This window comes from Providencia rettgeri (genome assembly GCF_023205015.1).
Classification (GTDB): domain Bacteria; phylum Pseudomonadota; class Gammaproteobacteria; order Enterobacterales; family Enterobacteriaceae; genus Providencia; species Providencia rettgeri_E.
The window spans coordinates 3,142,115-3,168,657 of record NZ_CP096258.1 but is presented as its reverse complement, the minus strand read 5'-3'; the positions used below and the strand labels follow the sequence as shown (position 1 = coordinate 3,168,657).

Genomic DNA, 26,543 nt, shown 5'->3' with positions numbered 1-26,543 from the left:
AATTTATAGACTAAAGTAATTACAAGCCCGCAGCGGCACGTAATGCTTCAGCTTTATCCGTTTTTTCCCAAGGGAACTGAGAACGACCAAAATGGCCATATGAAGCAGTTTGTTGGTAAATAGGGTGTAATAAATCAAGCATCTTGATTAAGCCGTAAGGACGTAAGTCAAAGAATTCACGAACTAATTGGATTAACAGCGACTCATCAACTTTACCGGTACCGAACGTTTCTACCATAATCGAGGTAGGTTCCGCGACGCCGATAGCATAAGAAACTTGGATTTCACAACGGTCCGCAAGGCCTGCTGCGACAATATTTTTTGCCACGTAACGTGCTGCATAGGCAGCTGAACGGTCAACTTTTGATGGGTCTTTACCAGAGAATGCCCCACCACCATGGCGAGCCATACCACCGTAGGTATCTACAATGATTTTACGGCCAGTTAATCCACAGTCACCCATCGGCCCACCGATAACAAAACGGCCCGTTGGGTTAATAAAATATTTTGTCTCTTTTGATAACCATTCTGCAGGTAGAACTGGCTTGATGATTTCTTCCATCACGGCTTCATGCAGGTCTTTTTGTTGAATATCTTCAGAATGTTGAGTAGATAAAACAACGGCATCAATACCCACAATTTTATTGTTATCGTATTGGAAAGTAACCTGACTTTTCGCGTCTGGGCGTAACCATGGCAATATGCCATTTTTACGAACATCTGCTTGGCGCTGCACTAAGCGGTGTGCATAAGTAATAGGAGCAGGCATTAATACATCAGTTTCGTTGGTTGCATAACCAAACATTAGGCCTTGGTCACCCGCGCCTTGTTCTGATGGGTCTACACGGTCAACACCTTGGTTGATATCGGGCGACTGTTTACCGATCGCACTTAAAACGGCACATGAATTGGCATCGAAGCCCATTTCGGAACTGGTATAGCCAATTTCGCGAACAGTTTTGCGCGTGATTTCTTCAATATCAACCCAAGCGCTGGTGGTGATTTCTCCCCCGACCATTACCATACCTGTTTTGACGTAGGTTTCGCAGGCAACGCGAGCTTTCGGGTCTTGTTCCAGAATAGCATCAAGTACTGCGTCAGAGATTTGATCAGCAATTTTATCTGGATGCCCTTCTGATACAGACTCAGAAGTAAAGAGATGTGTAGCCATGAGATTAATACCTTAAGAATTCGCAAATTTATAATTGGATGTTTTAACATCTAGACGGCTATTTTAGTCCCATACAGTAAAAATTTCTACCTGTATTTATACAAAAAACGAATAGAGACATAAAACAGCAATAGGTAAAGTTTTATCGCAATTTAGTCATTTTGGTTTTGCTTTTTGAGCGTAATAGATGTATAAACTGCGACCGTAACGGATGGTTGTTATTTCCCGTTATATACCAGCAGGATAATATAAAATGACTGCTATCTATCAGGAATGTTTATAAGCTTTTGAATTTCAATAAAAAACAAAGTGATATAGCTTAAATCAACAGGTCAACCTGCCAAAATAGTGCTACCACATTGAAATTTAAAAAGGGTAAACAGTTATATTGGGGGTTAATGGGTAATGATCCATAATCTACTGAATAACAGTATCCAACCGTCATATGCGGACCGCCGCGTGACTTTGGCATTTACTTTCCTGTCATTCTTTACTTCATCACGAAGTTACCGTCACATCTTTAATACACCTTCGAGGCTGAGTCATTAATCTGTCAGCTTAAGGTCGTATATTGTCACTGTTTAGAAGTTCTAAGCACTTTTTATTAAAATCTGAGTATTGCCGTTTCCCCAACATAACTGCCTTGCAGTGTTATGTCTTCACTGACATACATCAGGAAGGAGAACGCGTCACTCACCCCTCCATAAAGGAGTTTATTATGAATGATAATATCGCTCGCAAAATGCGTCAGACGTACAACATCGCGTATTGGGGTGGTGGTTACTATCAGGTGAATGAGCGCGGAAATGTCTGTGTTTGCCCGAATCCTGAGAACCCTGATACCTTTGTTGATTTAGCTGACCTTGTTTATCAAGTGAAAGAAGAGCAGGAGCATTTACGCTTACCTGCACTGTTTTGTTTCCCGCAAATCTTACAGCATCGTTTACGTTCAATAAACGCAGCATTTAGACGCGCACGTGAGTCTTATGGCTATAAAGGCGATTACTTTCTGGTTTATCCAATAAAAGTTAACCAGCAACGTCGAGTGATTGAATCGCTAGTGAATTCAGGGGAGCCGTTAGGGCTTGAAGCTGGCTCAAAAGCGGAGTTAATGGCAGTTTTAGCGAATGCAGGCAAAACACAAACCGTTATTGTCTGTAATGGATATAAAGACCGTGAATATATCCGATTAGCGCTAATTGGGGAAAAATTAGGCCACAAGGTCTACCTTGTTATCGAAAAAATGTCTGAAATTGAGATGGTGTTAAAAGAAGCGGAAAGCTTGAATGTCACACCTCGCTTAGGGGTTCGCGCCCGTTTGGCTTCTCAAGGTTCAGGTAAGTGGCAAGCTAGTGGTGGTGAAAAATCTAAATTTGGTTTGGCTGCAACCCAAGTATTACAATTAGTGGAAATTTTACGCAATGCAAATCGCCTAGATAGTTTGCAGTTGCTTCATTTCCATTTAGGCTCTCAGATGGCCAATATTCGCGATATCGCCACTGGGGTTCGTGAATCAGCCCGCTTTTATGTGGAATTGCATCGCTTAGGTGTCAATATCCAGTGCTTTGATGTGGGCGGTGGCCTTGGTGTTGACTATGAAGGTACACGTTCTCAATCCGATTGCTCCGTTAACTATGGCTTAAATGAATACGCCAATAACGTCATTTGGGCGATTGGGGATGCGTGTGAGGAGTTTAATTTACCGCACCCAACGGTGATCACGGAGTCAGGCCGAGCATTGACCGCTCATCATACGGTTTTAGTCTCCAATGTGATTGGGGTTGAACGCAATGAATTTACCAAAACCACACCACCTCATGAGGATGCACCGCGTTCATTAATTTCCTTATGGGAAACCTGGGAGTCAATGCAGCATCAGGGCAATAGCCGTTCATTACGCGAATGGTTGCATGATAGCCAATTCGACTTACAAGAAGCGCATACTCAGTATGCACACGGCGTGTTAGATTTGACTCAACGTGCATGGGCAGAAGAGCTATACCTGAATATTTGCCGTCGTATCCAGCAAGATCTCGACCCAAGTAACCGTGCTCATCGTCCAATTATCGACGAACTTCAAGAGCGCATGGCTGATAAGTTTTATGTGAACTTTTCTTTATTCCAATCGCTGCCAGACTCTTGGGGAATCGACCAAGTTTTCCCAGTATTACCGATTGAAGGTTTAGATAAACCATTAGACCGTCGTGCGGTATTGTTAGATATCACCTGTGATTCTGATGGTATTATTGACCATTACGTTGATGGTGATGGTGTTGAAACTACTATGCCAATGCCTGCCTACGACCCTGAAAACCCGCCTATGATAGGTTTCTTTATGATTGGGGCGTATCAGGAAATTTTAGGTAATATGCATAACTTATTTGGTGATACTGCCGCGATAGATGTCTGGGTCGATAGCCAAGGTAACCTGCGTTATTTGCAAAGTGAAGAGGGCGACTCAGTTGCTGACATGCTGCAATACGTCAAACTAGTGCCTGAAGTACTATTAGAAAGCTTTACAGAGCAAGTAAAAGGCACGGGTTTGAGTGAGCAACTGCAAAAAGACTTTGTCGAAGAGTTCGAGAATGGCCTATATGGGTATACTTATCTCGAAGACGAATAAATTCGCGACATATTTCGTGCTGTGGGGGTGTTGGCTACGCTCGGCAACCCTAGTCACATACTTATGTATGCTCTTAGGGCTTAGCGCATTTTGCCGCCTAGCGACAGCACGAACTATTTAGCGCATTAATTGTGTCATAGGGTTCTATATATGTCATAGCGCACTATATGAGTCATAACGTATTAAGATACTGAACAGATAATAACTTTGTGCAAATAACATGATTTGTTTATTATTTATACTGTGCGAAGTTAATTAGGTAAAAACCCTTCGAAGTGAATATTAAAAGGGCTTGCTAACGAGCAGGCCTATTTTGAGGAACTAAAATGATTAATAGTACTTTAGGCAATCAAGTTGATAACTCACTGGTTTCTAATGCATTTGGTTTTTTACGTTTTCCCCTGAACTTTCAGCCTTATAGCTCAGATGCAGAGTGGGTGATCACCGGTGTACCGTTTGATATGGCAACCTCTGGTCGTGCGGGTAGCCGCCATGGGCCAGCTGCAATTCGCCAAGTTTCCACGAATCTTGCATGGGAAAGCCACCGTTGGCCTTGGAATTTCAAGCTAACAGACCGTTTGAATGTCGTTGATTGTGGTGATGTGGTGTTTGCTTTCGGTGATGCACAAGATATGAGTGAGAAGCTGCAAGCCCATACTGAAAAACTGCTTGGATCAGGTAAACGTTGCTTGACCTTTGGGGGGGACCACTTTGTCACACTGCCATTGCTGCGCGCTCATGCGAAACACTTTGGTAAAATGGCCTTAGTTCATTTCGATGCACACACTGACACTTATGGCAATGGTAGTAAATTTGACCACGGAACCATGTTCTATCATGCGCCAAAAGAAGGCCTAATCGACCCAAATCATTCGGTGCAAATTGGTATTCGTACTGAACATGACAGTGACAATGGTTTTACTGTACTGGATGCAGCTCAGGTGAATGATCGCAGTGTGGATGACATGGTTGCACAGATCAAAGAGATTGTTGGCGATATGCCTGTTTATCTGACTTTCGATATTGACTGCCTCGATCCAGCCTTTGCACCGGGAACAGGAACCCCTGTTATTGGGGGATTAACGTCAGATCGCGCGTTGAAATTATTGCGTGGAATACAGTCATTAAATATCGTCGGTATGGATTTAGTGGAAGTAGCTCCAGCTTATGACCAATCTGAGATCACAGCATTAGCCGCTGCGTCTATCGCATTAGAAATGTTGTATATTCAAGCTGCTAAAAAATAAACAATCTAAGTTTTATGTGTTCATAAGCCACCTACTCGGTGGCTTTTTTATACACAAATCTCAGCAAATCGTTTGCTAATCATACAAAGTTAAAGATATAGCATTTTTTGTTTATCTTATTGAGAATGATTTTTATTAAAAAATATCTTCGAATTTCATTATTTATGCCTTTTTCTTTGGTAAACAAAAAATATTCATAGTCTTAATAGTGAAATGTTTTTTATTAGTTAGGAATGGTAGGTGAAAATCATTGTTTTGTAACTTATTGTTATTGTTGTTAACTTATTGGAGTGGGTGGACTAGTCAATTTGGCTATTATTCAGTAGGAGATAAGTATGGCGTTAAATAATAAAGTTATTTTAGTTACTGGTGCAGCGCAGGGTATTGGTCGTGGTATTGCATTGCGTTTAGCGAAAGAAGGGGCTGATATCGCACTGGTGGATTTGAAAAAAGACAAGCTACAAGATGTTGCCAAAGAAATTGAAGCGTTAGGCCGTAAAGTAACAACATTTGCCGCAGATATCAGTCAACGTGACCAAGTTTTTGCTGCGGTGGCTCATGCAGAAGCTGAGTTAGGTGGTTTTGATGTAATGATTAACAACGCAGGGATTGCACAAGTTAAGCCAATCGCTGATGTTCGCCAAGAAGATATGGATTTAATCTTCAAAATTAACGTGGATGGCACCATGTGGGGTATTCAAGCAGCGAGCGAGAAATTCCAAGAGCGTAAACATAAAGGGAAAATCATCAATGCGTCCTCAATTGCAGGGCATGATGGTTTTGCGATGTTAGGTGTGTATTCTGCCACGAAATTTGCCGTTCGCGCGTTAACCCAAGCCGCAGCCAAAGAATACGCAAGCTCAGGGATCACCGTAAATGCGTATTGCCCTGGTATTGTTGGTACAGATATGTGGGTGGAGATTGATGAGCGCTTTGCTGAAATTACAGGTGCACCAAAAGGCGAGACTTACAAAAAATATGTTGAAGGGATCGCGCTTGGTCGTGCTCAAACCCCTGATGATGTCGCGGGTCTAGTGGCATTCTTAGCAAGCGATGATTCTGACTATATTACTGGTCAATCTATTTTGACTGACGGTGGAATTGTCTATCGTTAATTCACTTATGTGAATTTAGGGTGTAAATAAATAGCCGCGATGAATAACTCATCGCGGTTTTTGTTTATGCGGCGTGCTGCTGAATATCGGTTAAAATAGCTTCCGCTTGTGTCCACAGTAGGGAGCCTCCCTCATGACTTAACAAATGATGTCGGCAATTGGGAAAACGGCCGGCTAATATTTTGCCAAAATCAGGGGAATGAACAGTGCTCATATCGAGTTCGCCATACCATAAAGAGACAGGTACGCGGGTCGTTTCAGGGGTGAATTCCCAGTTCTGTAATGCAATCAATAAGTCTTGAACATAACCTTGGTTGCCTTGGGCGAAAGCACGTCGCATGCAATGGCTATATGCTTCAAGGAAATGTTCTTCATTGTAGAGTTGTTGGTCGATTTCTGCGCTGCAATTAAGAATAAATGCCAACAGCCACTCGCCGGTGACATTTTTTAATAGCCAATCTGACAGCGCTTCAGGGCTGTTAAGGGCTTGCTCTTGCATGTTCACGATATCAGCACTGAGTATTGCACGAGTTGCAGGGTATTCAAATTGGTCTTGCCCTGACACGATAGACAGTGAAATAGGTTGGCAATAGTGAGCGATAGCCATGGCAAAAACAGCACCTTGAGAAAAACCGACGACAGAATATTGAGTAATAGATTGCTCATCTAACAGCGCTTGAACATCCAGAGCAAAATTTTTTAATGATTTTTCAGGGTGAAATGTTGAGTCACCAAGCCCCGCACGTTCAGGAACAATCAAACGAATGTTTAGTCGTTCGAGTAAATCCAAACCAAATCCTAATGAACCACTCATGCCCGCACCGGTACAAAAAATAACAGGGAAGCCTGTTTTAGGACCTGATTCAAACCAGCAAAATTGTCGGCTATCAGGTAATTGCATCGTGTGTTGATGTGGGTTAGTCAGTGGTGCGTTATACATGGTGAATTCCTAACACAAAGCAGGTACAGATGGGGTGATAAGATAGGTCAGTTAATAATTATTAAAACTGGCATTGTTATAGTTGCAATTTTAAAGTATTAAATAGGTAAAATGCAAAATATTAGCTTAATAAATATAAATTCATTCACAAGAGGATCGTCAAATGGCATTTTCCGAATCAGAAAAAGAGATTTTATTGGCCGTCAAGGGTGTCGGGCCCACGGTAATTAGCCGCTTGGAACAAATGGGTTTTAGCTCACTCGCACAATTGAGTGAAGCCTCCTATGATGAAATTTTGAGCTCTGGTGCCGCATTAACAGGCTCAAGTTGCTGGAAAAATAGCCCACAAGCGAAAAACGCGGTAGAGGGGGCTATTTTAGCGGCTAAACAGGCGATTAGATTGTCATCTTAATCGGTTTGGTTTCTGGTTTTCCATTTTTTGCTGCGCAAGATATTGAGAACTTGCACTGCCATAGAAAAAAACATAGCAAAATAAATGTAGCCTTTAGAAACATGGACTTGAACACTTTCAAGCAGCAATGTGAAGCCAACTAAAATCAAAAATGATAAGGCCAAGATTTTGACGGAAGGGTAACGTTCAACAAAGTCACCAATAGGTTTGGCTGCAAGCATCATAATGAGTACCGCGATAACAACCGCTGCCATCATGATAAATAAATGGTCTGAAAGCCCCACTGCGGTGATCACTGAATCTAAACTGAAGATAATGTCTAATAAAGCAATTTGTATGATAGCCCCCCAAAATGAGCTCACTCTTTTGTTCGCCAGATGACTTTCACCTTCTCCTTCAATGGTTTCAAAAATTTCTTGGCTTGCTTTCCAAATAAGGAATATACCGCCTGCGCATAATATGAGATCGCGTGCGGAGACCACATGGTCAGCAACCGTAAAAAGTGGGGTAGTAAGGCGAGATAACCACGCAATAGAAGCCAGTAACGTCAGGCGCATCACCATTGCAGCAATAAGCCCAGTCCGTCTGGCACTATTTTGCTGGTGGTCAGGAAGTCTGCTCACCACAATACTGAGGAAAATAATATTGTCGATGCCTAGGACAATTTCTAATAGGGTTAGTGTGGCTAATGCCATCCAGGCATTGGGGTCTAGTATCCACTCAAACATCTTGGTACCTTCTAATTAACGAATTAAACAGTGATAATTATTTATCGTCTGCTCAGGTACAGGCGATGGTTAGCGACTAACGTATATTAAAATGCCGTGCTAATAAGGGCGCGGTAAAATCTTTTTTGAGATAAAAACCACGTGGTAGCGTCATAATGGGTTGACCAAACTCCCCAATAGCTTCAGTGAGTGCTTTATTGTTTGCTGCTTTAGGGCGAATTTGTAATACCTGCCCATAACGTGCAGTGATGCTTTCAACTTTGCCTAACACAATGAGATCCATTAACTCTTCCCAATCTTGCCGTAATAATTGCTCTTCTAACGGAGAAGGGCTCCAAATTAATGGGTTTGCGACTCTGCGCTGTGAAAGTGGAATTTGTCTTTCCCCTTCGATAGGGAACCATAAAATTCGGGACAGTTTGCGGCGAACATGGCTATTTTCCCATGTTAAGCCGCTATTTCCCGTTAATGGCGCAACAGAAACAAAGGTGGTTTCGAGTGGCGCACCATGACGGTCAATCGGGATCGTTTTTAATTCAATACCAATATGGGCGAAGTCTTGCTCTGCCTTACTGCCCGCGCTCGCACCTAAATAATACTCCAATAACATGCCAACCCAGCCTTTATCGCGCTTGAGATCAGGGGGAATAGGGATCGCCGCATGTTGGGCAAGCTCACCTAGCGTATAGCCAGCAAGAGCTTGCGCTCGGCTCATTAAGGTTGCTTCGTTATCAGGTGGTGGTGGTGGTGGTGCAATAAATGGCGTCATGGTTTAAATAATAATGTATAAAAAGTAGCCAGTGGAAATACATATAACCTAAGAAGTATAACACTTTTTCCATGGTGTTTTTAACTGTATGATATATATGAATATAATGTTATTTGTCTATCTAAATTATAAATTATTACAGAGGTTATTCAAGTTCATCCCGAGATAATCACAGGATCATGCACTAGGTTATCCACAGGATTTCTGGATAACTGTGAAAAATCGAGATTACTGTGTGTATTTACAGCCTTGACGAAACGGTTTTTATGACGAGAATCACAGAATGTGAGTAAGTTAAGCACATATCTTGTGGATAAATACAACGTTGTTTGATCTTTGCTCAGTTGAAGTCTTAAGCATTTTAGTCAAAAAAATAATCAGTGGATAAACGGATTTTTTGTTATTTATTTATTTGATTTATCAGTAGTTATTTAATTTTTATTTTTTTTGATAAAAAAGTGACTTGGGGATATACCCTGATTACCATGAGGTTGTTCACATGGATATCCACAGAAAAAGTGAATAACATCCTTATTATTCATTTTACCTGTTTATAACTATCAATATTTTGCTAGGTTATCCTCAGATGGTTTAAACCAGGCGGATTTAAAATCAAACCAGCCAAAGGTGTTCATCCTTACACCGCGCATGGTGTTTTGGCCTTGTAGTTCAAGCCAATGATGAAAGATGGGGTGAAAAATTTGTGAGTCAATTAAGCTTTCACACCAAGCTTCAACATCTAATTGGTTATTCCGCCATAGATTAAGTTCATCACTAAGGGGATTATTAAGGCATTGGCGTAATAACGGCATTTCGTACAAGGTAGCAAAAATGGAAAACTCAAGCGGTTTAAAAAAGTTAGCGGTTGCCAACCAGATATCACTTTGCCCATTGCCATTAAACCAATCATCGTAATCAATAATATTGACCTTGAGTTCCACCCCTTGTGTTTGTAACACGCGTTTCATGATTTGGCTAATCGCATAGAACTCATGGTGGTTGCGATAAAAAGTCACTGTCAGTTCAGTCAAATCATTAGGCTTAGGGAATAACGTGAGCATTTTACTGTGGTGCCAATGGAGCAATAAACCATAAGCGGGCGCCCAATGGCGCTGGTAAAAGGGTTCGCAATGAGCAAGAAGGTTCACAGGGGTTAAAAAGCTACACAACCACTTACGGACATCCTCACGCTGAGTAATAGGTGAACGCTGGTCCATTAACAGAAAATAGCAGCCTTCTTCCATACGGCTTTCGAGGGAGCCATTATGGTGCTTATCACCATCCATTTTTAATGTGGTGCAAACCATTTGTTCTGAGAGTTCAGGAACCACCCAAATAGTCACTTCATCAAGTAGCGCACGATAACCAAAATAGCGGTCAAAAGCTGTGATAGTCAGCTTTTGTGGCAAGTTTTTTTCTACTTGATAAGGGCCAGTACCGATCGGGCAACGGCTAAAGTTCTCGAGGCTCTTCCACTCTTTCGGTAAAATAGCCGCATGATGACTGCCTAACAACCAAGGCAGCTGTTTATCAGGCTCACTTAACGTGATATCAATAACATAAGGGTGTGGTGAGCTGACGGATTGTATATGAGAGAACAGAGGCCAACAGGTTTTTAAGCGTAAAAGGGAATAGATAATATCGTCAGCAACCATCTCTCGCCCATGATGGAAATAAATAGCGGGGCGTAAATAGAAACGCCATTGGGTCTCACTGATAGACTGCCAATGGTGGGCAAGGCCATTTTCCACTTCCCCTTTTTCCTCATTTATATGGGTAAGGCCATTAAATATTTGGCTCATCAAGTGAATTTCTGAGCGGCGCATTGGCGCACCGGGAAGCAGTGTTGGGAAATCACGATAATAAATAATCCGTAATAGGTTTTTACCTTGTCGATAGCTGCGTTCCAATTCAGATAATACCATTTGGCGAATAGTTTCTTTATCACCAACCAGTGCAACTAATTTTTCAATACTTTCTTCTTTGAGTAATTGTTCAGCCTGTGCCTGCTGTAGCTCTAAGCCATTAACATGAAAAATAAGAGTGGAGCGTTTTCCTCGACCAGACTCTGCCTGCCAGCTAAGCCAACCCTGTGATTGCATATTATTAAGCAGCGTCCGAACATGACGGCGAGAGCAAAACAGCGTATCAGCAATATCCTGTAAGGTGGTTTCACTGTCTTGACCTTTAAAGTGCTGCCAGAGACGAATAAATTGGGTTTGTAATCGCGAATTAGACATAAAAGAGGAACTCCGGCAAAAAATACATCAATTTTAATTTCCTAAAATCTCACGATAATAGAAGGCAGTAAGTAGCTCGTTTGGTCTGCATGTTGCAGGCCGACTCCCCCATTTAGAGTAATGGTGTTTATCACCGAGCCGGTTTTTACCGGCTTTTTTTTCGTCATATTTTGCGCCGTGGCTGTGTTGGCTTCACTCCGCTACCCTAGTCACATACTGGTGTATGCTCCTAGGGATATCCTCGTTTGCCGCCTTGCCACAACACAAACTATTTAGAAAAAATTGTTCAGTTAAAAGCAAAAATCTTATTTTGTTATTAATTATACAGGAAGAAATTAATGGGGAAGTGATTTTGGATTGTAAATTTTTAGTGATGGATTAATTCCGCATTTTTGGTGCGAAGTAGGCGGTTTAGTTGGAGAATTAGAGCTAAAAGAGGAACTACGCCCACCAAAGTAGGCGTAGAAAAGGATTTATTGCATAAAGGATGGGATCTTGCTTTCAAAATCTTTAATTTGGTCGACATGTTGCAGTGTCAAACCAATACTATCCAAACCATTCATCATGCAGTGGCGGCGGAAGCTGTCGATTTCAAAATGATAGGTTTTATCTCCTGCGGTCACGGTTTGGGCTTCTAAGTCCACCGTAAATTGGCAACCTTCATGGCTATTAACATAATTAAACAGCTCATCCACTTCGCTTTCACTTAATTTAATTGGTAATAATTGGTTATTGAACGAGTTACCATAAAAAATATCCGCAAAACTTGGGGCGATAACCACTTGAATACCAAAGTCAGTTAATGCCCAAGGCGCGTGCTCACGAGATGAGCCACAACCAAAGTTTTCACGAGCTAATAAAATACTTGCCCCTTTAAAAACTGGCTTATTTAATACGAAATCAGGGTTAGGTTGTTGCCCGTTCTCATCTAAAAAGCGCCAGTCATTAAACAAGTGTTGGCCAAAACCTGTACGAGTCACTTTTTGTAAAAATTGCTTAGGGATAATGGCATCAGTATCCACATTTGCTGCATCTAAAGGAGCGACAATCCCGACGTGTGTAATAAACTTTTCCATCATTTTCTCCTTAGATTTGAATATCACGTACATCAGCAAAATGGCCATTAATCGCTGCGGCAGCTGCCATTGCTGGGCTAACCAAGTGAGTACGACCAGCGCGACCTTGGCGACCTTCAAAGTTACGGTTACTGGTTGATGCACAGCGCTCGCCTGGGTTTAAACGGTCATTATTCATCGCTAAACACATGGAGCAGCCCGGCAAGCGCCATTCAAAGCCTGCTTCAATAAAGATTTTATCCAAACCTTCTTGCTCAGCTTGGGCCTTAACAGGGCCAGATCCGGGAACAACAATGGCTTGTACGCCATTCGCCACTTTTTTGCCTTTGGCAATTGCAGCGGCAGCACGTAAATCTTCAATACGTGAATTCGTACATGAGCCAATAAAGACTTTATCAATTTTGACGTCAGATAATTTAATGCCAGACTCTAACCCCATGTAAGATAATGCTTTTTCAGCAGATGCTCGCTCAACGGGGTCTGCGAATGACTCTGGAGCAGGGATCGGTTGGTTGATGGCAATGACTTGCCCTGGGTTAGTTCCCCAAGTGACTTGTGGTGCGATGCTACTAGCCTGAATTGTAATGATTTTATCGAACTCAGCATCGTCATCCGTTTTTAATGTTTTCCAATAAGCAACTGCGTCGTCCCATTGCTGGCCTTTAGGGGCAAATTGGCGGCCTTTCATATAGGCAAAGGTGGTTTCATCCGGTGCGATGATCCCCGCTTTTGCGCCTAACTCAATGGCCATATTACACACCGTCATACGGCCTTCCATACTCAAGTTTTCGATGGCTTCACCACAAAACTCAACAATATAGCCAGTACCGCCTGCGCTGCCTGTTGTACCGATAATCGCTAAAACGATATCTTTTGCGGTTATGCCTGCAGGCGCTTTGCCAACGACTTCAATTTTCATCGTTTTAGCACGTGCTTGTTTCAGTGTTTGAGTCGCCATCACGTGCTCAACTTCAGACGTTCCGATACCAAAGGCTAATGAGCCAAATGCACCGTGTGTTGCGGTGTGGGAATCGCCACATACAATGGTCATACCGGGCAAAGTAATACCTAGCTCGGGACCCATCACGTGGACAATACCTTGGTATGGGTGATTCAAATCATATAACGTTACGCCGAACTCTTTACAGTTCTTCATTAACTCTTGCATTTGAATGCGAGCCATATCACCACAAGCATTAATATCTTTGGTTTGCGTCGACACGTTGTGATCCATCGTTGCAAACGTTTTATTTGGCTGGTGCAAAGGACGGTTTTTAGTTCTCAATCCATCAAAAGCTTGTGGAGAGGTTACTTCATGTACTAAATGGCGATCGATATAAATCAAAGGGATTTCATTTTCGACCTCACGGACAACGTGGGCATCATACAATTTTTGATATAAAGTCTTGGCCATGTTACACCCCTTCTGCAATATAACGAGCAATGATATCGCCCATTTCACTGGTACTAATGGATTTGCCTGTGCCAGCTAAATCTGATGTTCTATAGCCCTCTTCTAAGGCTTTATTCACTGCGCGCTCAATGGCATCTGCGGCATCGGCTTGGTTTAAGCTAAATCTTAACAGCATGGAGGCAGATAAAATTTGTGCGATTGGGTTAGCAATATTTTTTCCAGCAATATCTGGCGCAGAGCCGCCCGCGGGTTCGTATAAACCAAAACCATCCGCATTCAGGCTCGCAGAAGGCAGCATACCCATAGAGCCGGTGATCATCGCACACTCATCGGAAATAATATCGCCGAACAAGTTAGAGCATAACACCACATCAAACTGAGATGGGGCTTTGATCATTTGCATTGCCGCGTTATCAATATACATATGGCTGACTTCAACATCGGGATATTCTTTTGCGATGTGATTGACCACTTCACGCCATAATACTGAGCTTTGTAACACGTTTGCTTTGTCAATTGATGTGACTTTGTTATTACGTTTACGAGCAGATTCAAACGCAATACGTGCAATACGCTCGATTTCATAGCGGTGATAAACTTCAGTATCAAATGCGTACTCTTCTTGGCCTTCGCCTTTACGGCCTTTTGGTTGACCGAAGTAAATCCCACCCGTTAATTCACGTACACAAAGAATATCAAAGCCTTGAGCTGCGATGTCTGCACGTAATGGGCAGAATGCTTCCAATGCCTGATATAAGCGAGCAGGGCGTAAATTACTGAATAATTTAAAATGCTTACGTAAAGGTAATAATGCGCCACGTTCAGGTTGGCTATCGGGTGGCAGATGTTCCCATTTAGGTCCACCAACAGAACCAAATAACACCGCGTCAGCCTCTTCACACCCTTTTACGGTAGCCTGTGGTAATGGTTCGCCGTGATTGTCGATTGCCGCACCGCCAACATCATACTCAGTGGTGTTGATTGTTATTGCAAAACGTTTGCTGATAGCAGCTAAAACCTTGTGAGCTTGCGCCATCACTTCTGGACCGATGCCATCACCCGGTAATACGGCAATTTTATAACTAGACATTGTTAAACAGCTTCCTTTGTGTTTGATTGTGATTCTTGATTTATTTTTTGTTTTTCTTTTTCAACTTGCTCAGAGCGCCAGATGCTATTCAGCACATGCACCATAGCTTTTGCTGATGATTCGACGATATCTGTCGCTAACCCCATCCCGTGGAACTTACGGTTATGGCATTCCACCACGATATCCACTTGGCCTAATGCATTTTCACCGTGGCCTTTAGCTGACAACTGATAAGAGACTAATTTCATAGGGAATTGGGTAATGTTGCTGATGGCTTGATAAATGGCATCAACGGGGCCATTACCGGTTGCCGCTTCAGATTTTACTTCGTCGCCACACTGCATTTTGACGGTCGCTGTTGCGACGATACTTGAGCCTGATTGTGTACTGAAATAGTCCATTACGAAGTGATCGGTTTCATCTTGTTGTTTCGTAAAGAAAGCCAAAGCTTCTAAGTCATAGTCAAAGACTTGGCCTTTTTTATCGGCTAAATTCAAAAATGCAGTATACAATTCATCCAATTTGAAATCTTTACCTTCGTGATACCCCATTTCCTCCATACGGTGCTTAACAGCGGCGCGTCCCGAGCGTGAAGTTAAATTTAATTGCTGCTCTTTTAAACCAATGGACTCTGGCGTCATAATTTCGTAGGTTTCACGATTTTTCAGCACGCCATCTTGGTGAATTCCTGATGAGTGAGCAAATGCGTTGCTGCCTACAACCGCTTTATTGGCTGGGATTGGTGTATTACATAATTGGCTAACTAACTGGCTGGTGCGGTAAATTTCTTTGTGATTAATATTGGTATGCACATTCAACATTTGTTCGCGCAATTTAATGGCCATAATCACTTCTTCTAATGCTGTATTGCCCGCGCGTTCACCTAACCCATTGATGGTACCTTCTACTTGGCGGGCACCGGCTTGTACGGCACTGATTGAGTTAGCAACTGACATCCCTAAATCATCATGGCAATGAACAGAAATAACGGCTTTGTCGATATTAGGCACACGGTTATACAAATCAGTGATAATGCCACCAAACTGGTAAGGTGTAGTGTAACCTACGGTATCAGGGATATTAATGGTGGTTGCACCTGCATTAATCGCGGTTTCTACAATACGGCATAAGTTATCAGGGTCAGTACGGCCGGCGTCTTCACAGGAGAATTCAACGTCATCGGTATAGCGTCTAGCGCGCTTGATGGAATTGATAGCCATATCCATTACACCATCAAATGATTTATTTAATTTTTTCTCCATATGCAAGTTGGAGGTAGCTAAGAAAATATGAATACGGAAAGCCTCGGCAACTTTTAATGACTCGGCAGCCACATCAATGTCATTTTCAATACAGCGCGCTAATGCGCAAATTCGGCTATTTTTTATTTCTCTTGCGATAGTTTGAACGGACTCAAAGTCACCTGGTGAAGAGACCGGGAAACCCGCTTCGATGATATCAACCCCTAAGCGCTCTAATGCGAAGGCGATTTGTAATTTTTCTCTCACTGACAAACTTGCCTGTAATGCCTGCTCACCGTCGCGTAAGGTAGTATCGAAGATAATGACTTGGTTGCTCATATTGTGTTCCTCATATCGAATTTTGTTTTTACTTAGTGTTATGTTCTTCCAAAGCCGCAGGCATAAAAAAACCCGCGGGTTGCGCGGGTTCTTCATGTTTGTGGACAGTTTGTTTCTATTTTTCGTCCATAAGCATACCGCGCAAATTTAATGCGAGTAGTAGTAGGCTTAGTAGGCGAATAGAAAATGTCATTTTAAACTGTCTCTCTTGAGTATCTTAATCAAACTGTATTTATTGATACGTTATCTTAAAGTTAATGTCAATCATAGATTTTTAGCATATTTTTACCAATCATGTATTATGGCTTTTAGTTGGTGGTTGTTGCTATTTTTTTGGTGTGTCCCTTCCGTTTTATCTGGCTTTTTATGTAGTTATAAGGGTAAAATTCTTTCGTTAATCAGGGTTGAATGTTTTTTCGATTAAACGCATTGATTTTTATGTGGTTTTTATTGTTTTGATGTGAAGTGTGACTCAGTACAGGGAATAAATCATCTTCGCCAATGCTTTTTGATTAAATTAATTATCGAATAAATGAGTATTTAAAAAATAATCTGATAATGAGAATATTTATTGATTCTAAATACGATTTATTATGATTTCTTGCAAAAATTGCTTTATTATTTTTATGGTGAGTGAACGCAAAGGTAATAAGTGGTTATCATTCATTATGTTGGTGAATATTTACGTTTTACAATGATATTTATACTGCAGGTTTAATTAATAGGTTAAGTAATATAAACGTCGTTTTAATAAATGCAGGGAAAGCGAAATGGCTTATTATCTATAAGTTGTTTTAAGAATAATATTTAATGAATTTATATATTCGTCGGTTTTTTAAGATGAATGACTCTTTTCGTTAATGAAAAATGATAAATATATTAGTGGAGTAAAAAATGACTGATTTTGATACAATTTCAACAGCTAAAAAAGACAGTAGCGATATTCATTTGCGTAATGTTGACCTCAACCTATTAACGGTTTTTGACGTGGTGATGCAGATGCAAAACGTAACAAAAGCAGCGCAAGTGTTAGGGATGTCTCAACCTGCGGTGAGCAATGCAGTTTCACGTTTAAAATCAATGTTTAATGATGAATTGTTTGTGCGCTATGGGCGGGGTATTCAGCCGACATCTCGTGCTAAGCAACTGTTCGGGCCTATCAGGCAAGCATTACAATTAGTTCATAATGAGTTACCTAGCGCTGGTTTTAATCCACAAAATAGTGAACGAGTATTTAATTTATCTATTTGTTCACCGTTAGATATTCGTCTGGCAGCTATTATTGTCGAAAAATTTAAGGTAGTTTCGCCTAATATTAATATAGTTATTCACTCTTTCATGGATAATAAAATTGCTCATCAATTAAAATACCAAGAAATGGATTTTTTCCTTGGTTATAATCAATTAGAAAAAGCAGAGTTCCAGCATCAGGTTTTATTTGATGATGAATTGGTCTTAGTCGTTGCAAATCATCATCCGCGTATTGGTAATTCAATCTCTGAAATTGAATTAAATAATGAACGTCATGCCATTATGTCAATGGATAACATGGGCTCATTTAGTAAACCTTATTATAATAATACTGAGTTATCGCATACGATTAGCTATCAAGGCACGGACTTAAATAGTGTATTGAGCATTGTTGCCCAGACAGATCTCGTCGCTATTGTACCAAAATGGCTAGTAGGTCATTACTTTGGGCAATTGAAATTACGTACATTAACATTACCTTGGCTTAGGGACGCACTACCTTGCTATTTAACTTGGCATGAATCAACAGTTAGAGATAAAGGCCATCAGTGGATGAAATCTCAATTTAACCAATTGGTTGAAGAACTTCCTGAGCAAGCTGCTGCCGCGTAGGACGCCGATATAAACATTGTGAGAGGTTGTAAGCTGTCTTAGACATAATGAAAAATAAATAGTCATTTTGTTAAGGTTTACAATCTCTATGTTTTTGCAGGCGCACTGACAAATATACACACCTTCAAGATAGTTAACGCATTATAGTTAGCACTATGATGTGTTTTGTTGCAGACATAACATTTGCAAAAAATTTACATATAAATGCTTTTCACGCATCTCTTTAGTCTATACACTTCGAATATTCAGCTAACACTTGTAAGCTGAAATAATAAGAATGGTTAAGTGCTTGTGAATGTGCCGAGTAACTTATATCGATAATGACTTATAGGGAATACACTTTGATTACTGAAAATCTATATCCATACCACTTGGTTAATCGCCTACGTAGCAGAGTTACTGCACACGAATCGGCGAACCGGATAGCTTTCAGTCAATGGGATAACGGACAACGTAGCTCATTAACGTGGGGGGAAGTTGGCGATCGTACATCAGCGATTTCTCTTCGCCTTTTAGCATTAAACGTTATCGCACAAGAAAATATTGGGTTATTTGCCCATAACAGTATGAACTGGTCATTGGTTGACTTTGCCGCGCTACAAATTAGGGCTGTCACGGTGCCACTTTATGCAACTAGCAGTATCGAGCAAGCCGCGTATATTATTAATGACGCGAATATTAAAGTATTGTTTGTTGGGGAAGAAGCGCAATATCAAGTGGCATGCCAATTACCAGCTCTTTGCCCTCAATTAACAACGATTGTTGTGATGAATGACAATGTTGAGTTAGCTGATATCTCAATTGACACACTGCATTTATCCACCTTTATGGCGCAATCACAAACTGCTTACCAAGCAGAACTTGATGACCGCATCGCTGCACATAATCTCAGTGATTTATTTACCATCATCTATACATCAGGCACCACCGGAGAACCGAAAGGTGTTATGTTGGATTACTACAACATGGCTGCGCAACTGTATCTCCATGACGAACGGTTACAACTAACTGCTGATGACGTCTCTTTAAGTTTCTTACCACTTTCACATGTTTTTGAACGTGCGTGGAGTTTTTACGTTATGCACGTCGGTGCACTAAACGTTTACCTCACGGACACCAATCAGGTTAGGGAAGCATTAGCTGAAGTAAAACCGACAGTAATGTGTGCGGTTCCTCGTTTTTATGAAAAAGTTTATTCAGCGATACAAAGTAAAGTCGCAAAAGCGCCTCTAGTACGTAGAGCGCTATTTCGCTGTGCAATATCCCTTGGCAGAAGCCGAGTGAAAGCATTAGCAAAAGGCCGCAAACCCTCTTTTATTAACCGCGCTATTTTCCCGATGGTTGACAAACTGGTTCTCAATAAAATTCGCGAAGGGTTAGGGGGACGAATTCGCTTCATGCCAGCCGCAGGCGCTCGTCTAGATGACGATGTGATAGCGTTTTTCCTTTCCGCTGGGGTAAATATCAAATATGGCTATGGTATGTCAGAGACCTGCGCTACGGTATCTTGCTGGGAAGAAGGCAAGTACCCATTAGGCTCGATTGGTACACCGCTATCATCTGTTTCAGTGCGTATTGGCAAAGATGATGAAATACAAGTGAAAGGGCCGGTGGTTATGAAAGGCTATTACAACCGCCCGATTGAAACCTTAGATACGTTTACTGCGGATGGCTGGTTAAAAACGGGTGATGCAGGGAAAATTGACGAACAAGGTAATTTATATATTACAGATAGACTAAAAGATTTAATGAAAACGTCTAACGGAAAATATATTGCACCACAAATGATTGAAGGCGTATTAGGGCAAGACAAGTTTATTGAACACATTGCAGTCATTGCCGATGCACGTAAGTTTGTTTCAGCACTGATCGTGCCTTGCTATGAGAGCTTAGAAGAATATGCGAACTCAATAAACCTGAAATATCGGGATCGTTTAGAACTCTTAAAAGACTCGAATATTGTGGCATTATTTGAAGGTCGTTTAAGAGATTTACAGAAAAATATTGAAAATTTTCATCAAGTTAAGCGCTTTACTTTGTTACCTACCACTTTTTCAATGGAAAAAGGCGAATTAACACCGACTTTAAAGCTGAGACGTAAAATTATTTCTGAGCGCTATCAATTAGAAATTGAATCAATGTACAAAGAATAATTTATAACCTGACTTACTTGTATTGCGGGTAAGTCAGGTCTTGTTTTTGTTCTATTTTTATCAATTTATTTAGATAATTGCTTAATATTAAAACTTTAACGGTTCCAACTAATTAAATTTGCGCTGTATTTTCATTCATACCAGTCATTTTTCCTCCCATTATTTTTATCTGCAGTTAATTTATCTATCAAATACCCATGTTCAAGATGATGTGAAAGTTTCGTGATCCTTGTACTGAAATGGTGTTTGCTTCGTTTCAGCCAGAGCGATATGTTAATAGCACGAATTTCATAATTTAAATGATAAAAACAAAGGGGTAGATCATACCTCTTCACTTGCAAATAATGTCTGGGGGCAAACTCATGGAGATGTTGTCGGGAGCGGAAATGGTCGTCAAATCGTTGATTGACCAAGGAGTAAAGCACGTGTTTGGTTATCCAGGCGGTGCAGTATTAGATATTTATGATGCACTTCATACGGTTGGCGGGGTCGAGCATATTTTAGTGCGCCATGAACAAGCTGCGGTACATATGGCTGATGGCTATGCACGTTCAACAGGGGATGTTGGGGTTGTTTTAGTGACATCCGGCCCTGGGGCAACGAATGCGATTACAGGTATAGCGACGGCGTACATGGACTCTGTACCGATGGTGGTGTTATCGGGGCAAGTTGCAAGCTCGCTAATTGGTAATGATGCATTCCAAGAGTGCGACATGGTTGGAATTTCAAGGCCGATCGTTAAACACAGTTTTTTAATTAAAAGCGCAGAAGAAATTCCTGAAACCATCAAGAAAGCATTTTACATTGCAGCAAGTGGGCGTCCAGGCCCTGTGGTGATTGATTTCCCTAAAGACACTGTTAACCCCGCCTTGAAGTTTGCTTACCGTTATCCCGAAAACGTTTCTCTACGTTCCTATAACCCAACGTTGCAAGGCCATAAAGGCCAAATCAAAAAAGCATTAACCAAATTGGTTTCGGCAAAAAAACCAGTTTTTTATATTGGCGGAGGGGCGATTAATGCGAATTGCTTTGCGGAACTCATTGAGTTGGCAGAAAAACTACAATTGCCAGTGGTATCAACCTTAATGGGGTTAGGGGCTTTTCCTGAAACTCACAAGCAATCTGTGGGTATGCTTGGAATGCATGGAACCTACGAAGCCAACAAGGTTATGCATAACTCTGATGTGATTTTTGCTGTTGGTGTTCGTTTTGATGATAGAACAACAAACAACTTAGAAAAATATTGCCCAAATGCGACTGTTATCCAAATTGATGTTGACCCAACGTCTATTTCAAAAACAGTTAATGCAGATATTCCAATTGTGGGTGATGCGAAACTTACATTAAAGCAAATGTTAGGTCAGCTAGATCAGGCTTCAGCGAAACAAGATAGCCAAGCACTCACTGCATGGTGGAAAGACATTGAACAGTGGCGTAGTAAACAATGCTTACGTTATGAAACAAGCCAAACCAAAGTTAAACCACAACAAGCCATTGAAATGATTTACCGTTTAACAAAGGGGGAAGCCTATGTGACGTCTGACGTTGGGCAGCACCAAATGTTCGCGGCACTGTATTATCCCTTTGATAAACCTCGCCACTGGATAAACTCTGGAGGGCTTGGAACGATGGGGTTTGGTTTGCCTGCCGCATTAGGGGTGAAATTAGCACATCCAAAATCGACCGTTGTCTGTGTGACAGGGGATGGCAGTATCCAGATGAACATCCAAGAGCTTTCAACTGCCCTGCAATATGGCTTACCGGTTTTAGTGCTCAACTTAAATAATGGTTTCTTAGGTATGGTAAAACAGTGGCAGGATATGATTTATCAAGGCCGTCACTCACAATCCTACATGCAGTCATTGCCTGATTTTATCAAGTTAGCGCAAGCCTATGGCCACGTTGGTATTTCAATATCAACACCTGATGAACTGGAAGAAAAACTAAAACAAGCCCTTGTTGAAGTGAATGAAAATCAGCGATTAGTTTTCGTTGACGTCAATATTGATGAAACTGAGCACGTTTATCCAATGCAGATCCGTGGTGGTGCAATGGATGAAATGTGGTTGAGCAAAACAGAGAGGACCTGATCATGCGTCGTATTTTATCCGTTTTATTAGAAAATGAATCAGGTGCTTTGTCCCGTGTCATCGGTCTGTTTTCTCAGCGTGGTTATAATATTGAAAGTTTGACCGTTGCACCAACAGATGACCCAACCTTGTCACGTATGACGATTCAAACGAAAGGGGATGCAAAGGTTCTTGAGCAAATTGAGAAACAATTGCATAAATTGGTTGATGTGCTGCGCGTCAGTGAGCTGACGGCGTCAGCACATATCGAACGTGAAATCATGTTAGTGAAGCTGCAAGCCTCTGGATATGGGCGTGATGAAGTGAAACGTTGTGCGGATATTTTCCGTGGACAAATTGTTGATGTCACTCCAACGCTTTATACCGTTCAGCTAGCGGGAACAAGCGAAAAACTGGATGCTTTCATCGAATCAGTACGTGGTGTTGCTGAAATTGTTGAAGTTGTGCGCTCAGGGATCGTCGGTGTTTCACGCGGTGATAAAATTATGCGATGAAAAATTTATCATCCGAAGGTAGAATAAACGCGTTTAAGGCCCCGAATGACTCGGGGCTATTCCCAAAATTGTAAAGAGGTTAACGTGAAACTGGATGAGATAGCCCGTCTAGCGGGTGTTTCCCGCACAACGGCTAGTTATGTGATCAACGGCAAGGCCAAGCAGTATCGAGTCAGCGATAAAACTGTAGAAAAAGTGATGGCAGTCGTCAGAGAACACAATTACCATCCAAATGCAGTTGCTGCGGGGCTACGAGCAGGGCGAACCCGTTCGATTGGGTTAGTGATCCCTGACTTGGAAAATACGAGCTATACCCGTATAGCAAATTACCTTGAAAGGCAGGCGCGTCAACGTGGTTATCAATTGCTGATAGCGTGCTCAGAAGACCAACCCGACAATGAAATCCGTTGTGTTGAGCACCTTTTACAGCGGCAAGTTGATGCGATTATTGTCTCGACAGCATTACCGCCAGAGCACCCGTTTTATCAGCGCTGGGCGAATCGTTCATTACCGATTATCGCACTTGATAGAGCCCTTGAAAAAGAACACTTTATTAGTGTCGTTGGTGATGACCAAGAAGATGCTTTCATGATTTCAGCAGAATTGCGTAAATTTAAAGCTGAGTCAGTGTTGTATTTAGGGGCGTTACCTGAACTGTCAGTCAGCTATTTACGCGAACAAGGTTTCCGTAAGGCGTGGAATGAAGATCCGCGTAAGATTGATTACCTGTATGCAAATAGCTATGAACGAGATTCAGCCGCAGAGGTGTTTGCGCATTGGCTGGATAGCGGTAATGAGATGCCAGACGCGTTATTTACAACATCATTTTCCTTACTACAAGGTGTCTTGGATGTTGCGTTGAAGCGTAGTGGTCGTTTACCTGAGCACATGGTTATTGCCACATTTGGTGATAACGAGTTATTAGATTTTCTTGAATGCCCAGTGCTGTCCCTTGCACAGCGTCACAGAGATATCGCTGAACGTATTTTAGAATTGGTACTTGCCAGCCTTGATGAAAAGCAAAAGCCAGAAGCGGGTATTACTCGTATTCGTCGTGATTTATGTCGCCGTGGAAGTTTAGGTCGTAAGTTGTCATAAAACAGACCTAACTTTAATCGAACTGCGAATATTTACACGATAATGAGTGATGTTAGTCACAATAATGAGTAATATAACGGCCCCTACCTTGTAGGGGCTTTTTTTTTATAGGCTAAAAGTTGGTAAATATTTAACTTTAGGATTTATCTTAATATATTTATTGCTGATTTTAAAATGAAAGCTAAATTGGATGATGAAATTAATACAAATTTATTGTGGCTGTATTATTGATTCGTGCGATAAATATTTAAAATTAAACACTGTTTATTAAAACAGTTATTTATTGTGTTGATATCTAATGATTTTATTTTTCTTTCGAGGTGATTTTATCATTGCTAGATATTAACGATTATTCGAGGACTCAATAAAAGTAAATTACCGGTACAAGATATACTGATTAAAAATGAGACATAAGTTGAATTTATGATGATTTGTATGATTTTGCAGCAATCTATAGTGATCACGCTTATTTAAGTTGCACTCTATAAAATATATTAATTATATCAACCTGTTATTTCCCATTTTCTTTCCAAGTTATATTTTACCTATTCTTATTTTTTCTGAATTGTTCTGTAAATAAAGCTAAAGCTGAGAGCGACTGGCTTGACAACGTTTTCATACCATTCGTAAACTTTATATGTGGTGAATTGTGGTGAATTGTGGGGTAAAGTGGGTGAGTTGAAAATAAAAGGGGTATAATCGGGTATGTTTCGTGGGGCAACACTGGTTAATCTCGACAGCAAAGGGCGTCTAACCGTGCCGACTCGTTACCGAGGTATGCTGAACGAGGAATCGAAAGGGCAAATGGTCTGTACCATTGACCTTCACCAGCCGTGCCTACTGCTTTATACCTTACCGGAGTGGGAGATTATCGAAGAAAAACTTTCTCGGTTATCGACGATGAACCCAGCGGAACGACGCGTGCAACGGCTGTTACTGGGCCATGCAAGTGAATGTCAAATGGACAACGCGGGGCGTCTTTTGTTAGCCAATACATTGCGTCAGCATGCAGGGCTAACAAAAGAGGTCATGTTGGTTGGCCAGATTAATAAATTTGAACTTTGGGATGAACAAACTTGGTATCAGCAAGTGGAAGATGACATTGCCGCTGAGCGCCTTACCAATGAACCACTTTCAGCCCGCTTACAGGATTTGTCACTTTAATAATGACGCAACAGCAATTTAAACACGTAACAGTATTACTAGATGAAGCCGTTAATGGCTTAAACATTAAACCTAACGGTATTTATATCGACGGCACATTTGGTCGTGGGGGCCATTCAAGGCTGATATTAAGCCAGCTTGGCGAACAAGGGCGGTTGATCGCCATTGACCGTGACCCAGAAGCGATAAAAGCAGCTCAAGCGATTGATGACCCTCGTTTTATGATTAAACACGGCCCATTTTCTGCGATTGCAGAGTATGTGGAAGAAGAAGGTTTAGTTGGGCAAATTGATGGCGTATTGCTGGATTTAGGCGTCTCTTCACCGCAGTTAGATGACCCAGAGCGTGGTTTTTCATTTATGCGTGACGGGCCTTTAGATATGCGAATGGACCCAACCAAGGGGCAATCTGCACAGCAATGGCTGATGGACGCAGAAGCGGATGACATTGCTTGGGTTTTAAAAACTTTTGGAGAAGAGCGTTTTGCGAAGCGAATTGCAAGAGCGATTGTTGAGCGTAACCATAACCCAGAAGAAGAGCCATTAACGCGCACACGGCATCTAGCTGAATTAATCGCAAAGGTTAGTCCGATGAAAGATCGGCACAAACACCCAGCGACGCGTAGCTTCCAAGCCATACGAATTTATATCAACAGTGAATTGGAAGAGATAGAAAAAGCGCTAGAAGGCGCAATGAACGTTTTAGCGCCACAAGGTCGTTTATCGGTTATCAGCTTCCATTCTTTGGAAGACAGGTTAGTAAAGCGGTTTATTCGCAAAAACAGTAAAGGGCCATCAGTACCAGCAGGTATCCCTCTGACTGAAACGCAGATTAAAGCGTTAGGTGCAGCGCAGTTACGTGACTTAGGCAAGATGAAACCTTCGGAAAACGAAATTGACGAAAACCCACGCGCACGGAGTTCCGTGTTGCGGTTTGCTGAAAAGGCGGCGGAATAATGGTTCCAGAAAGGCACAGCCTAGCACGCGTCATTGGGCGTGATTTATTTCGTTATGGCATCGTTCCTTTGATTTTATTGTCTGCAATTATAATTAGTGCCGTTTTTGTCGTGACTACCGCACATGAAACGCGTTTGTTAACGGCCGCAAAAGATAAATTGTATGAAGAAAAAGACTTATTAGATATCGAATGGCGCAATCTGATCCTTGAAGAAAATGCCCTTGCGAGCCATAGCCGAATAGAACGTTTATCGGTTGAAAAATTACAGATGGTACAAGTTGAACCATCACAAGAAAAAATTATTGTTTCTAAGCAATAA

The 26,543-nt window shown here is 41.5% G+C and carries 21 protein-coding genes; 12 read left to right on the top strand and 9 right to left on the bottom strand.

The window, feature by feature from the left end; genetic code table 11:
- Positions 1–19 precede the first annotated feature (19 nt).
- Entirely contained in the window at positions 20–1,171 is a 1,152-nt protein-coding gene (gene metK, locus M0M83_RS14460) for a methionine adenosyltransferase (RefSeq protein WP_125891437.1), read from the bottom strand.
- A gap of 718 nt (positions 1,172–1,889) precedes the next feature.
- On the opposite strand from metK, the gene speA reads away from it, so the two are divergent.
- The 3 genes from speA (at position 1,890) to M0M83_RS14445 (ending at position 6,156) form a co-directional block, all read left to right on the top strand.
- Positions 1,890–3,794 (top strand): biosynthetic arginine decarboxylase, encoded by a 1,905-nt coding sequence (gene speA, locus M0M83_RS14455; protein WP_213914185.1) that lies wholly within the window; start codon positions 1,890–1,892, stop codon positions 3,792–3,794.
- Between the two features lie 326 nt (positions 3,795–4,120).
- Positions 4,121–5,041: an agmatinase gene (gene speB / locus M0M83_RS14450; protein WP_125891435.1), complete on the top strand. Its 921-nt coding sequence runs from the start codon at positions 4,121–4,123 to the stop codon at positions 5,039–5,041.
- A gap of 335 nt (positions 5,042–5,376) precedes the next feature.
- Positions 5,377–6,156 carry an acetoin reductase gene (locus tag M0M83_RS14445; RefSeq protein ID WP_102137372.1) on the top strand — a complete coding sequence of 260 codons (780 nt, stop codon included), beginning with the start codon at positions 5,377–5,379 and terminating at the stop codon, positions 6,154–6,156.
- A 64-nt stretch (positions 6,157–6,220) separates the two neighbouring features.
- On the opposite strand, the gene M0M83_RS14440 is transcribed toward M0M83_RS14445, so the two are convergent.
- Positions 6,221–7,096 carry an alpha/beta fold hydrolase gene (locus tag M0M83_RS14440; protein ID WP_248466807.1) on the bottom strand — a complete coding sequence of 292 codons (876 nt, stop codon included), beginning with the start codon at positions 7,094–7,096 and terminating at the stop codon, positions 6,221–6,223.
- Between the two features lie 163 nt (positions 7,097–7,259).
- On the opposite strand from M0M83_RS14440, the gene M0M83_RS14435 reads away from it, so the two are divergent.
- Positions 7,260–7,508 carry a helix-hairpin-helix domain-containing protein gene (locus M0M83_RS14435; protein WP_213914187.1) on the top strand — a complete coding sequence of 83 codons (249 nt, stop codon included), beginning with the start codon at positions 7,260–7,262 and terminating at the stop codon, positions 7,506–7,508.
- On the opposite strand, the gene M0M83_RS14430 is transcribed toward M0M83_RS14435, so the two are convergent.
- From M0M83_RS14430 to leuA, 7 genes are all read right to left on the bottom strand, one after another.
- A complete protein-coding gene (locus tag M0M83_RS14430; protein WP_248466806.1) occupies positions 7,505–8,236 on the bottom strand; it encodes a TerC family protein in 732 nt (243 codons plus the stop codon). The genes M0M83_RS14435 and M0M83_RS14430 overlap by 4 nt on opposite strands.
- A gap of 76 nt (positions 8,237–8,312) precedes the next feature.
- Positions 8,313–9,005: a DNA mismatch repair endonuclease MutH gene (mutH, locus tag M0M83_RS14425; RefSeq protein ID WP_248466805.1), complete on the bottom strand. Its 693-nt coding sequence runs from the start codon at positions 9,003–9,005 to the stop codon at positions 8,313–8,315.
- 560 nt (positions 9,006–9,565) lie between these two features.
- A complete protein-coding gene (gene sgrR / locus M0M83_RS14420; protein WP_248466804.1) occupies positions 9,566–11,245 on the bottom strand; it encodes an HTH-type transcriptional regulator SgrR in 1,680 nt (559 codons plus the stop codon).
- Between the two features lie 473 nt (positions 11,246–11,718).
- Entirely contained in the window at positions 11,719–12,324 is a 606-nt protein-coding gene (gene leuD / locus M0M83_RS14415) for a 3-isopropylmalate dehydratase small subunit (RefSeq protein ID WP_248466803.1), read from the bottom strand.
- A 7-nt stretch (positions 12,325–12,331) separates the two neighbouring features.
- A complete protein-coding gene (leuC, locus tag M0M83_RS14410; RefSeq protein WP_248466802.1) occupies positions 12,332–13,735 on the bottom strand; it encodes a 3-isopropylmalate dehydratase large subunit in 1,404 nt (467 codons plus the stop codon).
- Position 13,736: 1 nt separating this feature from the next.
- A complete protein-coding gene (gene leuB / locus M0M83_RS14405; RefSeq protein ID WP_213914483.1) occupies positions 13,737–14,825 on the bottom strand; it encodes a 3-isopropylmalate dehydrogenase in 1,089 nt (362 codons plus the stop codon).
- A 2-nt stretch (positions 14,826–14,827) separates the two neighbouring features.
- Entirely contained in the window at positions 14,828–16,405 is a 1,578-nt protein-coding gene (gene leuA / locus M0M83_RS14400; protein WP_166267630.1) for a 2-isopropylmalate synthase, read from the bottom strand.
- 894 nt (positions 16,406–17,299) lie between these two features.
- On the opposite strand from leuA, the gene leuO reads away from it, so the two are divergent.
- The 8 genes from leuO to ftsL all read left to right on the top strand — a co-directional run bounded on the left by leuO (position 17,300) and on the right by ftsL (position 26,543).
- On the top strand, positions 17,300–18,268 hold the full coding sequence (gene leuO, locus M0M83_RS14395) for a transcriptional regulator LeuO (protein WP_125891425.1): 969 nt from the start codon (positions 17,300–17,302) through the stop codon (positions 18,266–18,268).
- A 320-nt stretch (positions 18,269–18,588) separates the two neighbouring features.
- The gene (locus M0M83_RS14390; RefSeq protein WP_213914484.1) at positions 18,589–20,421 is read left to right on the top strand and encodes an AMP-dependent synthetase/ligase; all 1,833 of its coding nucleotides are present in this window, start codon (positions 18,589–18,591) and stop codon (positions 20,419–20,421) included.
- A gap of 362 nt (positions 20,422–20,783) precedes the next feature.
- Positions 20,784–22,511 (top strand): acetolactate synthase 3 large subunit, encoded by a 1,728-nt coding sequence (gene ilvI / locus M0M83_RS14385; protein ID WP_248466801.1) that lies wholly within the window; start codon positions 20,784–20,786, stop codon positions 22,509–22,511.
- 2 nt (positions 22,512–22,513) lie between these two features.
- A complete protein-coding gene (gene ilvN / locus M0M83_RS14380) occupies positions 22,514–23,005 on the top strand; it encodes an acetolactate synthase small subunit (protein WP_004262045.1) in 492 nt (163 codons plus the stop codon).
- An 84-nt stretch (positions 23,006–23,089) separates the two neighbouring features.
- Entirely contained in the window at positions 23,090–24,103 is a 1,014-nt protein-coding gene (cra, locus tag M0M83_RS14375; RefSeq protein ID WP_125891422.1) for a catabolite repressor/activator, read from the top strand.
- Between the two features lie 705 nt (positions 24,104–24,808).
- Positions 24,809–25,267, top strand: coding sequence for a division/cell wall cluster transcriptional repressor MraZ (gene mraZ, locus M0M83_RS14370; RefSeq protein WP_102137385.1), 459 nt, complete (start codon positions 24,809–24,811; stop codon positions 25,265–25,267).
- Between the two features lie 2 nt (positions 25,268–25,269).
- Complete coding sequence (rsmH, locus tag M0M83_RS14365) at positions 25,270–26,223, top strand: 16S rRNA (cytosine(1402)-N(4))-methyltransferase RsmH (protein WP_102137386.1); 954 nt, start codon at positions 25,270–25,272, stop codon at positions 26,221–26,223.
- A complete protein-coding gene (gene ftsL, locus M0M83_RS14360) occupies positions 26,223–26,543 on the top strand; it encodes a cell division protein FtsL (protein ID WP_102137387.1) in 321 nt (106 codons plus the stop codon). The genes rsmH and ftsL overlap by 1 nt, the downstream gene beginning before the upstream one ends.

Coding starts and splice junctions, on each gene's coding strand:
- metK (WP_125891437.1), bottom strand. CDS start 1,171: ATGGCTACACATCTCTTTACTTCTGAGTCTGTATCAGAAGGGCATCCA.
- speA (WP_213914185.1), top strand. CDS start 1,890: ATGAATGATAATATCGCTCGCAAAATGCGTCAGACGTACAACATCGCG.
- speB (WP_125891435.1), top strand. CDS start 4,121: ATGATTAATAGTACTTTAGGCAATCAAGTTGATAACTCACTGGTTTCT.
- M0M83_RS14445 (WP_102137372.1), top strand. CDS start 5,377: ATGGCGTTAAATAATAAAGTTATTTTAGTTACTGGTGCAGCGCAGGGT.
- M0M83_RS14440 (WP_248466807.1), bottom strand. CDS start 7,096: ATGTATAACGCACCACTGACTAACCCACATCAACACACGATGCAATTA.
- M0M83_RS14435 (WP_213914187.1), top strand. CDS start 7,260: ATGGCATTTTCCGAATCAGAAAAAGAGATTTTATTGGCCGTCAAGGGT.
- M0M83_RS14430 (WP_248466806.1), bottom strand. CDS start 8,236: ATGTTTGAGTGGATACTAGACCCCAATGCCTGGATGGCATTAGCCACA.
- mutH (WP_248466805.1), bottom strand. CDS start 9,005: ATGACGCCATTTATTGCACCACCACCACCACCACCTGATAACGAAGCA.
- sgrR (WP_248466804.1), bottom strand. CDS start 11,245: ATGTCTAATTCGCGATTACAAACCCAATTTATTCGTCTCTGGCAGCAC.
- leuD (WP_248466803.1), bottom strand. CDS start 12,324: ATGATGGAAAAGTTTATTACACACGTCGGGATTGTCGCTCCTTTAGAT.
- leuC (WP_248466802.1), bottom strand. CDS start 13,735: ATGGCCAAGACTTTATATCAAAAATTGTATGATGCCCACGTTGTCCGT.
- leuB (WP_213914483.1), bottom strand. CDS start 14,825: ATGTCTAGTTATAAAATTGCCGTATTACCGGGTGATGGCATCGGTCCA.
- leuA (WP_166267630.1), bottom strand. CDS start 16,405: ATGAGCAACCAAGTCATTATCTTCGATACTACCTTACGCGACGGTGAG.
- leuO (WP_125891425.1), top strand. CDS start 17,300: ATGACTGATTTTGATACAATTTCAACAGCTAAAAAAGACAGTAGCGAT.
- M0M83_RS14390 (WP_213914484.1), top strand. CDS start 18,589: ATGACTTATAGGGAATACACTTTGATTACTGAAAATCTATATCCATAC.
- ilvI (WP_248466801.1), top strand. CDS start 20,784: ATGGAGATGTTGTCGGGAGCGGAAATGGTCGTCAAATCGTTGATTGAC.
- ilvN (WP_004262045.1), top strand. CDS start 22,514: ATGCGTCGTATTTTATCCGTTTTATTAGAAAATGAATCAGGTGCTTTG.
- mraZ (WP_102137385.1), top strand. CDS start 24,809: ATGTTTCGTGGGGCAACACTGGTTAATCTCGACAGCAAAGGGCGTCTA.
- rsmH (WP_102137386.1), top strand. CDS start 25,270: ATGACGCAACAGCAATTTAAACACGTAACAGTATTACTAGATGAAGCC.
- ftsL (WP_102137387.1), top strand. CDS start 26,223: ATGGTTCCAGAAAGGCACAGCCTAGCACGCGTCATTGGGCGTGATTTA.